This window comes from Paenibacillus sp. EPM92 (assembly GCF_016586185.1).
Lineage (GTDB): Bacteria > Bacillota > Bacilli > Paenibacillales > NBRC-103111 > Paenibacillus_G > Paenibacillus_G validus.
Genome location: NZ_BCPS01000085.1, coordinates 1 through 10,295 on the forward strand (window position 1 = coordinate 1; position 10,295 = coordinate 10,295).

Here is a 10,295-nt window from a genome sequence, read left to right on the forward strand (position 1 = left end):
AGAGGCAGCTGCGTGGCCGGAGCGCGCGTATGGACACTAAGAAGCGTCATCTTCCAGCTTCCTTCTCCAACGAGGTAAAGCATGTAAACAACGACTGCATTGCTCGCCATATAGACAACCCTCTTCAGGAACGGCGGCAGCTTCTTCACCAGGGTATCGACGCCAAGATGCTCATTATCTTTTACCGCTACAATCGCACCAAAAAACACCAGGTATACGAATAGAAAGCGGGACATTTCATCCGACCACGTTATACCTGAATCAAAGAGATAGCGCAGCACGACGTTGCCGAATACGAGGATCGCCATTGCGGTTAAACACAGCGCCATCAGCACATTAATAATCAGCTTTGAAAGCGAAGTTATCTTTTCCATACTTTCCTCCGATTCCAGTTCTTCTGCTAAAGGGCCCTTAGGAATCATTTCTCCCTAAGAGCCTGCTTGTTCCTGAACTATTTTACGGCTTCCAACAACCTGTTAACGAGATCTTCACCGATAATTGGCTTGTATTTGTCGTAAACCGGCTGCAATTTATCAACAAATTTCTGTTTCTCTTCCGGTGACAATGTGGTGACCGTCATCTTATTCTTCGTTAAGAAATCATACGCGTCGGCCGTTTCCTTCTGATTCTCCTGGCGCTGCCAGGCCGTAGCTTCTGTTGCGGCTTTCTTCAAGGCTTCCTTCTCTTTATCGGATAATTGCTCCCAGAATTTATTGCTGACAAGCAGCGGGCTCGCATTGTAGACATGCCCGGTCTTCGTTATGTATTTTTGTACCTCGTAGAACTTGTTGAGCTTCACGTTACCCGAAGGATTTTCCTGTCCGTCAACCACCCTTTGCTCAAGAGCGGTAAACAACTCGGTAATGGCCATAGGCGTAGGTACGGCCCCCAGCGTCTTCCACAGCTCAATATGCAGCTCATTTTCCAGCGTTCTGATTTTTAATCCTTTTACATCGTCAACCGATTTTACTTCTCTTTTATTATTGGTAAGATCACGGAATCCGTTTTCCATATAAGATAATCCGACGACGCCCGCAGCAGGCAGATCATTCAATAGCTCCTGGCCAATTTTACCGTCCAGGACCTTGTAGGCCGTATCCGTATCTTTGAACAAGAAAGGCAGGTCGAAGACGTTGAATCGTTTGGCGAATGAAGCGATAGGCCCCGTTGACATGGTCGCGCCTTGGATGGATCCGATCTTCATGCCTTCAAATACGGCAATATCGCCGCCTAATTGCCCATCGGCAAAAACCTCCACTTTGACCGAACCGCCTGTTTCTTTCTCGACGATTTCGCCGAACTTAACAAGTCCTCTTGTTAAAGAGCGGTCTTTGGCGTTTGCACTCGCCATCTTCATGACCTTCACTTTTGCTTGGCCGCCTGAACCCGTGCCCGCATTGGTCGTGCTTGCGTCAGTCCCTTTGGGGGCTGCATTCGTTTGGGTATTGTTTGGAGCACAGCCCATCAGGGATAGAACAAGCATAGCGGTTACCGGTAAAATGAATAATTTTTTCATGGATTGCACCTCGCTCATTAGTATAGGACTACGTGATTGGAGACAACCGATAAGACTGATTCCCCTTGATTTCTCTTCAGCAGTAAGCCACAATCTTGTTCCCAGGTCACCTCCAGAAGATATTAAGCGCTTTCAAACCGGATGATTGAAGGCAATATGACAATTTTTAGATCGATCTAAATCTACTTTGGAGCAACCCTCTGTTTGCATAGTTTTTTTTACTGTTCCGCTTTTGGATCGATCTAAGAATAGTATTATTGTAAGCTTTTATTGTAAGCGTTGTCAATGATTTCCCTTGAATTTTACAAACGTTATTCAACCAGCTTCATTTCCCACTCGCGAATTTCATAAGTGCGTGCACCCTGAACAATAAAGGGATCGTTCTCAACGAATAATCGCACTTCATCCAGCGTATCCGCCTTATAAATAACAAGCCCCCCGCTCGCATCGGAAAACCTTCCTTTCGCGAATACATGGTCTTTTTTGCTAAGATCCTTTAAATAGTCCAAATGCTCCTCGCGGTATTTCTGATTCTTTTCCAGATCCAACATATTCGTTATCACTGCAAAATATTTCATTGAGAAAGCTCCTCCTTGTTTACTTAAGTTCAAAGAAAAAGTGGGGGTTTCCACTGCCGGATGATTGCGCATAGCCTAAATAGGAAGCATGAAACTCATCTTGACCTAAAACTCCTAATAGTGCCGCTACGTGTCTTCCTCCAGATTCAACATCAGCAGCCACTGAGAACTGAGGAAGCATTTCCCAGGCGGTAACATAGTTGCCTTCTACGAGAAGTTGAATGAATCTGTCGTCCAATGCCTTCTCGGATATCGTAGGCATATTTGAGCGGCCGCGAGTGAGATGATGCGATAACGCTCCGCTGCTGGCAAAAACAGTCCGTTTCTTGCTTGCCCGAAGCACCTTGCCGATTTGCTGCCCCCACCTATAGGTCTCTTCCAGACTGGCAGACATATTACACGATAGATCGATCACCGGAATATCTCCATCCGGTATATAATACCGAAGCGGGACAAGCGTACCATAATCCCATATATAGGTTGGTTCATTAAATGAAACTACAGGGATGCCCGCCTGTTTTCCCGCTTCAGCTAAGTCATTAGCGAGCTCTTCATCCCCCGGATAATCAAACGGAATGTTTGCGATCATATCCGGGTGTTCCCTTGCTGTCAAAAAGCCCTTATGGAACGGCGTAGCATCCACATAATGATTCCAATTCGTAAGAAAATGGCTGGATATAAGAACAAGGACATCCGGCTTTAATGCTTTGATTTTTGCCCGCTGTTGATGAAACGCATCCACGATCGACAACTGAAAGTCAGGCACCTTATCCTCGTACAAAAGCGATGGTGCATGCGAGCTTAATAGGGCTAACTCTAGCGACATATCAAATCCACCTTTCCATTATGATTTCAATATAATTTGGCATGAACCGAGAATTTCTTCTCCCCATTGAATCTCTAAATGATCATGATCTTGCAGTGTACCAATCCCCTCGGGCGTCCCTGTATAAATGAGATCGCCGGTTCCTAGGCCGAAGTTTAGGGCAATGTAATCAATCAATGTTTGAAGAGAGAAAATCATATTTTTGATATTCCCGATCTGTAATGTTTCCCCGTTTTTGATCAGTCTAAAATCCTTCGTCAGGTCGGACTGCCCGGAAATCTCCCGGAATTCGCCGATTGAGCAGGAGCTCCGAAACCCTTTGGCAGGAAGCCAGGGCTGCCCCTTTTTCTTGATTTCGTTCAATACATTCCGATAAGTAAAATCAATGCCAATGGTCATTTTGTCAACCAGCTCTTCAAGCTGAATACCCGGCACATAGTCTTTGCCCATATGGAGTACGATCTCCGCCTCGCCATTCACTTCTCCATACTTTCCGGACAACGCGATGACGCTGCCGTTCATGGGCTCCAACGAATGCGTGGGCTTCAAAAAGATGATCGGACTTTCCGAAATCGCATTTCCCATCTCTTTCGCAAAGGAATAATAATTACGCCCTACGCAATAAATATTTCGAACCTTCAAATTGTCCAATGTCTCCCCACCCCCCCAAAAAGATTTCCTATACCTGCTGCCAAGCAGCTCGTAGAGTGCGTTTCGCTTGTGCAATAAGCACCTCCGAGGATTCTCCAGGAGCGGGCTTGATTTCAAATGAAAGCGTGCGGTTTCTCCCTTCCTGTAAGTAGCCTATATCAAGCAACGCACGAAGATATTCTGCTAATTCTGAAATGCCGATCTCGCTGTCCGGGTATCCGAAACGAGGATGTTTATCGCCATACAAGGGGTCATTCGAATTACGGATCAAGCAGTTCCCCATATGCGCATGCTTGAGGTAATCTCTTGTCGCGGTTAAAGCTTCGGACGGAGATTCGCCCAGCATTGGCAAATGACTAAGATCAACCATTAGACCAAATGTAGGATCGACTTTCCGAACCTCTTGTGCGACTTCAACAGCCAATTCGGAAGGTCCGATTAAGCAGCGGAAATCCGTTTGATGATCGAACGGTTCCAACAAAATTTCCAAATCGCCTTTGGAACGCGCATAATTGCAAATGTCTTGAATCGATTCAATGAAGTATCCGACCGATCGCTCTCTACATGCAGGACCGGGATCTTTCCCCGACATCAAAGCTAGATTTGCCGCCCCAAGATGATAGGCTTGATCAATAGCTCCTTTCACCAGCTCAATCGACCGTTTCCTTTTCTCGTCCTGCATCGCATTGAGATTTCCTTGATTCCCCAATAAAACCGGATGCGCACTAAAGCCCACTGTAACACCGGAGCTTTGCAGCAATTGTTTAACCTGATCGGCCGTTTCCGGATCGGGAGCGGAGGTGATCTCAATAGCGTCGAAAAATTCATCCTCAATAATAGTAGAAATGGTGCGCACATAATGTTCACTGGATTTCGATTGAGGAAACGCCATGAATTGTACGATACCCACCCGCATGAAATCGTGTAAGCTTTGCCGCATTAAGGCTGCCCCCCTGCCTCTTCCCGCTTCATTCGATTGCAGAGCGCTTCTGCGGCATACCGGTACACATCGACGCCAAGACCAACAATTTGTCCCGTAACGACCGCGGATAATACGAGATGATGCCGGAATGTCTCACGCTTGTGAACGTTGGTGATATGCACTTCGATGGTCGGCCGTTTAATATCCTCCAAGCAGTCCCTCAATGCAACCCCGTAATGGCCTAGCGCCCCGGGATTTATAATGATGCCCATGGCGCCCGGACCGTGCTCCTGTAGGAAATCGATCAAAGCGCCCTCATGGTTGGATTGAATATCTCGAACTTCGACTCTATAAGTGTCTGCAACGGAGCGAACAAGCTGAATGACATCGCTTAAGGTTTGACTACCGTATAGGTCAGGTAAGCGGAGACCTAACCTGTTCAAGTTAGGGCCGTTCACGACGACTAAATAGGGTTTCTCCACCATGCTCACTCCTTTCATATTGAATTAAAACAAAGATTAGATCGATCTAAATCAGGCAGGTAAAATACAGCTGCATCCGGGTGAACTGACGAGCTGCATGTTTGCTTTACACGATGTTCATGCTCACATCGAGCACGATTCGCGAATAACAAGTTCCGGCTTTAAAATAATACGCTGAACATGGTCTTCATTACCCATAATCCGTTTGTGAAGCAGATTCGCCGCATTAGTACCGACAAGAATGGGTGAAGCCATAACCGTCGTGAGAGCCGGGCTCGTCATCGCCGCCTCTTCAATATTGTCATAGCCGACCACCGCCAGATCACGACCTGGCATCAAGCCGGCTTCCTTCAAGCCCAGCATGACACCGAATGCGACGACATCGTTATAACAGAATACCGCCGTAGGAGGATTCGGCTGATTAAGGACCTGCTGCAGTGCTTCCCTTCCGCCTTGTCGTGTGGCAGCACTGGTCACAACCAATGAATCGTCAAACGGCAAACCAGCTTGCTGCAGAGCGCGTATATAGCCTCGTTGTCTATCCATCCTTGCGGAGGATTCAGAAGGACCGCCAAGAAAAGCAATTCTGCGGTGCCCCTTCTCAATGAGATAATCGACAGCCAACTTTCCTCCAAGCACGTTATCTATTCCGACATAATCGGAGTTCGAGTTGGCCGGTTCCTTGGTTACAAGGACCACAGGAATATCCCATTGTTTCAACCGGTCGATGACAGCCGGGGAGCTTCCTGAAACAGGGCTCATAATAACCCCGCCTACCCTGTACTCCAACATCTTGGACAAGAGCTGATCCTGCTTTTCTGCGGACTCAAACGTAGTACCCAGAATCACCGTATACCCTTTGGTATCCAGTTCCTGATGGACACCAACCAGAAGCTCCGAGAAGAAAGGGTTGCCAATTTCCGTGATGATAAGACCGACTGTCGATGAGTTGCGGGAACGTAAATTCGCGGCAACGCGATCGTATACATAACCCAGCTCCTTCATCGACTCGAGCACTTTCTTACGTGTACGCTCGGCTACCAGATTGCTGCCTCGTACGATTAATGAGGCGGTTGCCCGCGATACCCCGGCATGATCGGCCACCTGCTGCAAGGTTACACGAGATCCTCTTTCCTGCTTCATAGTTCTCACCTTTTCCACTAACGGTTTAAACTAATTATACAGGATTTTTCTTGAAATCCAACACAACCTTCCCATAGTTGCCGGACAACGCATCCTCGAACGCATGTTTATAGTCGGTGAATGGGATGATTTTGGATACGATCGGCTGGACGTTAAAGTTTGTATCTCTTAAGTATTCCATCGCGTGCTGAAAGTCATCGGGAATGTTGTAGATGATCGATCCATACAAGGTGATTTCGCTTCTTACTACACGGATGACCGGAATGGTTGCCTCTGGCGTGAGTCCGATCAGAATCATTTGCCCCCCTGGCCTCACAAGCCGCAGCCCGTTCTCGAACGCACTTTGCGCTCCGGCTGCCTCAACAACGATATCAAACGTTTCCCCTTTCAGTTCATCCGGGTGAATCACCCTGATGTCGCCAAGCGTTTTAATGAGCTCCAGTTTGATGGGATTGATGTCCATCGCCGTAACGTCGGCGCCCAAATAATGGGCCAAGGCGACGGCGAGCATGCCTTCGTTTCCACACCCGAGAACAGCAACGGTTGTCCCCTTCGTTATGTGAACCTTCTTGAACGCATGCACAATGACGGCAAACGGCTCTACCAGAACCGCTCTTTCATCGGGAAGATCGTCGGGAACCGGCATGACATACTTCGATGAAATAATAAATTGCTCGGAGAAGCCGCCGTTAACGGTCACGCCCAGCGACTTCTTCTCCGGACAAATATTGGTTTGGCCGTTCAGACAGTTTACGCATTCACCGCAGTATGAATTAGGCTGGACGATAATCCTTGTCCCCAACTCGTAAGGAACGTTCTTTCCCGCCTCGATGATATGCCCAAGCAGCTCATGTCCCGGTCGGAGCGGATAAGAAGCATGCGTCAATTTCCCCAGAAACACACTAAGATCCGAACCGCAAATCCCGCCATACACCAATCTGATCTTCACTTCGTCGTCCTTCAAGGCCGGTAATGCTTCCATACTTCTTAGTTCCATTTGCTTTGGCTTATTCAGGAATAATTCCAGCAATGTTATCCCACCTTTGATGTGTTAAAGCTTTCTATTTTTAGATCGATCTAAAAACATCAAGTGTTAAGCCCGAAGGTTAAAATACCGGAATCACCTGCATTTAGATCGATCTAATTTGTTTCTAAAAAATATCACCAACTCCTTCCATTCTAAATCTGTTTTGGAAGCGGTGTCAATATATTTTTAAATGTTTGGCCCATGTCCTCCCGCCGGAAAGAGGGCTGCCGTGACCGCGGCAGCCCTCACTTTTGTAATTTCATGTCCCAAGACCCTAGTCCATCTTTATAAAAACCTTTCCTGCTTCAACCTTAACCGGATAAGTCTTAATCTTCACACAGATAGGTGCGCGTTTTGCTTCGCCCGTTATAAAATCTAATCGTCCATTATGTTTAGGGCATTCAATTTGGGTGCCGATCACCAGGCCATCTGCCAAGTGAAACTTTTCGTGGGTGCAGTAGCCGTCGGTCGCGTAAAATTCGTCCTTGTCCGTACGATAGATCGCGAAAGTTTTTTCACCATAATCAAAACGGATGACGTCCTCCTCGTCGATATCGTCGACCGCACATGATTCAATCCAATTCTCATGATTCATACGGATTCCCTCCAAATAGGATCAACCTCTATCCCTGCCACCGTTCCAAACGGATGCGGACCATACCGATACGGGCGCGCCGTGCTGGGTAGAGGGCGTACAATCGTATACGTGGGGTCTTTTCGCTGTTTCCGCAGCGCTGTGAAAACCTCCTTGACGGCTGCCCAAGTGCTAGGGCTTGCCGCCGGGCAGTCAGGTTTCATCTCTTCATGCAAGGCTGGCAGAGCATGATACGGAACCATCGGGAACATATGATGCTCTACGTGATAGTTCATGTTCCAATAAAGGAACCTGAAAATCGGGTTCATATAGACGGTACGCGTGTTTAAACGATGATCAAGCACATCTTCGCTTAGACCCAAATGTTGAATAAACCCGGTAATGAGAACCCCGATGAAGCCATAAAATGTCGGAAGACCGATAAACATGGCTGGCAGTATGCTTTGCATATAAACACATGAAGCTATGACCGCCAGAAAGATGAATACCCATACACGCGCTTCCCAACACACTTTTCTGCGCTCTGAGACAGGAATATAGCTCTCTTCCTCTTTGTCCATTTTGCCAAAGAAATGTAAGATCACCCTTTTGAGGTCTCGTGGTCCGCCATGCAAACGAAAAATTTCCATGAGTATGATGCGCCAGATTGGCGGCCTCTCGGCGACAATCTCGGGATCGCGGCCGACGATAATGGTGTCGGTATGATGTCGGGCATGGCTCCATCGCCAAGGCGTCGCCGGAAACAAGCACATGAATGAGGAGATCTGGTAAAGGACTTCGTTCATCCAAGGCGTCTTGAAGGCGGTTCCATGACCGCATTCGTGCCACCGCGAATTGCCGGGCAAAGCGTATACGACGCCGTAAAGAAAGAATGCCGGAATCGCCCACCAAGTCCCCCATGAATAATACGCAGCAACCCCCAAGCCAATAAGAGTAGCGAACCAGATTAGCGTATCGCGTATGGCCGGTCCGTCCTTTCGCTTCATCAGCTCCTTCAACCGTTGACGAGGAATCGGACAAGTGTACCACTCCGCAGCGGCAAGTCCCTTTTCCTCGGCCTTCCTGTTTTCCGGTCCAGTAAGGCTATAGTCTCTTCTTTTACTTGTATTGGCCATGATTTTCCCCTCCTTGTTCATTCTTTATTGATTTCTATATTTATCCAGTATGATGGCCCCTACAATAATTACTCCCTTCAATACCTGCTGCCAATACCCGGACACATGCATCAAATCCATTCCGTTATTTAAAACACCGATGATGAGAGCTCCTATTAAGGTTCCGACGATCGTACCAACGCCGCCCATCAAACTTGTTCCACCGATGACTACAGCCGCGATGGCATCCAATTCATACCCCAAACCGGCGGTTGGCTGTCCCGCCCCGATTCGAGAAGCCAACATAATGCCGGCTACGCCTGCCATTAAACCGCCGTACATATATACAAACAACAAGGTTCTTTTCACATTGATACCGGATACAACCGCGGCCTGTTCATTCCCGCCGATCGCGTAGATGCTTTTCCCGAGTCGGGTATGTCTAAGGATGATATGAGACACGATCCCGACCAACACCAGCACATAGATCATGAAAGGAATTCCAAATACATATCCTCTGCCAATAAAATCGAAATCTTTTGAAAAACCTGTAATAGGATGCCCATCGCTGAATATATAGGAAACCCCTCTGGCAGATATCATCATGCCTAACGTAACGATAAAAGCGGGTATTTTCAAATTAGAGACAATTAATCCATTAATCAATCCTGCTGCAACACCAAGTAAAAGCCCCACGATAATGGATACTACCAAAGGATATTCGCCGGGATGCGCGTACATGGCTGATGCTACGGATACAATGGCTACGATTGACCCTGGAGATAAATCAATACCGGTTGTTATAATGATCATCGTCAAGCCGAACCCTATAATGGCAATCAAAGTAATCTGTCTGACAATATTCAGCAAGTTCACTGACGTAAGGAAGTTCGGCTCAATGATCGACAATATGATCACCATGGCCAGCAGGATAAAGAAAATCGTGAACTTATTAAGAATATGCAGCAATTTTTTAATATCAAATAATGACTGCTTATTGGGGATTTCCATATTGGATGCCTCTATTTTGGGGGTTGCCATATCATGCACTCCTAACTCATTCATTTATTTTCAGCCGTTGATGATACATGTAAGTGTTTCAATTCACGAATCCGGTTGCATATTTCATAATCTTATCTTGGTTAGCTTCTGCTCTTGATAATTCTCCAGAAATTTTACCTTCGTGCATCACAATAATTCTATCGCTCATCCCTAGCACTTCCGGCATCTCAGAGGAAATCATAATGACAGCTTTGCCTTCCTCGACCAATTTACCCATTAGAGCATGTATTTCTGACTTCGCTCCTACGTCAACTCCCCTTGTAGGTTCATCCAGGATGATGACTTCAGCATCCGTTAAAAGCCATTTCGCAATTAATACTTTCTGCTGATTTCCCCCACTTAAATTTTTAACTTTCTGGTTAATATCAGGTGTTTTAACCCCCAAGAGCTCCCTTTGTT

Annotated in this window: 13 protein-coding genes; all 13 read right to left on the reverse strand. The window is 46.9% G+C overall.

Annotation, left to right across the window (positions count from 1 at the left end; genetic code table 11):
• Window positions 1-374, reverse strand: a 374-nt coding sequence (locus JMF85_RS22205) for a TRAP transporter small permease (protein ID WP_164751856.1), incomplete at its 3' end; no start/stop codon positions are given.
• Window positions 375-451: 77 nt separating this feature from the next.
• Window positions 452-1,516 (reverse strand): TRAP transporter substrate-binding protein, encoded by a 1,065-nt coding sequence (locus tag JMF85_RS22210; RefSeq protein WP_201318917.1) that lies wholly within the window; start codon window positions 1,514-1,516, stop codon window positions 452-454.
• A gap of 311 nt (window positions 1,517-1,827) precedes the next feature.
• Window positions 1,828-2,094, reverse strand: coding sequence for a YciI family protein (locus JMF85_RS22215; protein WP_127608383.1), 267 nt, complete (start codon window positions 2,092-2,094; stop codon window positions 1,828-1,830).
• Between the two features lie 19 nt (window positions 2,095-2,113).
• Complete coding sequence (locus tag JMF85_RS22220; protein WP_127608382.1) at window positions 2,114-2,920, reverse strand: DODA-type extradiol aromatic ring-opening family dioxygenase; 807 nt, start codon at window positions 2,918-2,920, stop codon at window positions 2,114-2,116.
• A gap of 18 nt (window positions 2,921-2,938) precedes the next feature.
• Window positions 2,939-3,571: a fumarylacetoacetate hydrolase family protein gene (locus tag JMF85_RS22225; RefSeq protein ID WP_269103673.1), complete on the reverse strand. Its 633-nt coding sequence runs from the start codon at window positions 3,569-3,571 to the stop codon at window positions 2,939-2,941.
• 28 nt (window positions 3,572-3,599) lie between these two features.
• Window positions 3,600-4,511, reverse strand: a complete 912-nt coding sequence (locus JMF85_RS22230; RefSeq protein ID WP_201318918.1) for a sugar phosphate isomerase/epimerase family protein — start codon at window positions 4,509-4,511, stop codon at window positions 3,600-3,602.
• The gene (locus JMF85_RS22235) at window positions 4,511-4,978 is read right to left on the reverse strand and encodes a type II 3-dehydroquinate dehydratase (protein ID WP_201318919.1); all 468 of its coding nucleotides are present in this window, start codon (window positions 4,976-4,978) and stop codon (window positions 4,511-4,513) included. The genes JMF85_RS22230 and JMF85_RS22235 overlap by 1 nt, the downstream gene beginning before the upstream one ends.
• 120 nt (window positions 4,979-5,098) lie before the next feature.
• Entirely contained in the window at window positions 5,099-6,118 is a 1,020-nt protein-coding gene (locus JMF85_RS22240) for a LacI family DNA-binding transcriptional regulator (RefSeq protein WP_127608379.1), read from the reverse strand.
• A 34-nt stretch (window positions 6,119-6,152) separates the two neighbouring features.
• Window positions 6,153-7,148, reverse strand: a complete 996-nt coding sequence (locus JMF85_RS22245) for a zinc-dependent alcohol dehydrogenase (protein ID WP_201318920.1) — start codon at window positions 7,146-7,148, stop codon at window positions 6,153-6,155.
• Between the two features lie 271 nt (window positions 7,149-7,419).
• Window positions 7,420-7,740, reverse strand: coding sequence for a MocE family 2Fe-2S type ferredoxin (locus tag JMF85_RS22250; RefSeq protein WP_155615151.1), 321 nt, complete (start codon window positions 7,738-7,740; stop codon window positions 7,420-7,422).
• Window positions 7,737-8,855, reverse strand: coding sequence for a fatty acid desaturase family protein (locus JMF85_RS22255; protein WP_201318921.1), 1,119 nt, complete (start codon window positions 8,853-8,855; stop codon window positions 7,737-7,739). The genes JMF85_RS22250 and JMF85_RS22255 overlap by 4 nt, the downstream gene beginning before the upstream one ends.
• Before the next feature lie 24 nt (window positions 8,856-8,879).
• Window positions 8,880-9,875, reverse strand: coding sequence for an ABC transporter permease (locus JMF85_RS22260; RefSeq protein WP_230876218.1), 996 nt, complete (start codon window positions 9,873-9,875; stop codon window positions 8,880-8,882).
• A gap of 58 nt (window positions 9,876-9,933) precedes the next feature.
• On the reverse strand, window positions 9,934-10,295 hold a 362-nt coding region (locus tag JMF85_RS22265; RefSeq protein WP_201318922.1), incomplete at its 5' end, for an ATP-binding cassette domain-containing protein.

Bases quoted from the DNA above. Each gene is read 5' to 3' on its own strand.
- JMF85_RS22240 (WP_127608379.1), bottom strand. From the start codon at position 6,118: ATGAAGCAGGAAAGAGGATCTCGTGTAACCTTGCAGCAGGTGGCCGAT.
- JMF85_RS22210 (WP_201318917.1), bottom strand. From the start codon at position 1,516: ATGAAAAAATTATTCATTTTACCGGTAACCGCTATGCTTGTTCTATCC.
- JMF85_RS22230 (WP_201318918.1), bottom strand. From the start codon at position 4,511: ATGCGGCAAAGCTTACACGATTTCATGCGGGTGGGTATCGTACAATTC.
- JMF85_RS22215 (WP_127608383.1), bottom strand. From the start codon at position 2,094: ATGAAATATTTTGCAGTGATAACGAATATGTTGGATCTGGAAAAGAAT.
- JMF85_RS22255 (WP_201318921.1), bottom strand. From the start codon at position 8,855: ATGGCCAATACAAGTAAAAGAAGAGACTATAGCCTTACTGGACCGGAA.
- JMF85_RS22250 (WP_155615151.1), bottom strand. From the start codon at position 7,740: ATGAATCATGAGAATTGGATTGAATCATGTGCGGTCGACGATATCGAC.
- JMF85_RS22260 (WP_230876218.1), bottom strand. From the start codon at position 9,875: ATGGCAACCCCCAAAATAGAGGCATCCAATATGGAAATCCCCAATAAG.
- JMF85_RS22235 (WP_201318919.1), bottom strand. From the start codon at position 4,978: ATGGTGGAGAAACCCTATTTAGTCGTCGTGAACGGCCCTAACTTGAAC.
- JMF85_RS22220 (WP_127608382.1), bottom strand. From the start codon at position 2,920: ATGTCGCTAGAGTTAGCCCTATTAAGCTCGCATGCACCATCGCTTTTG.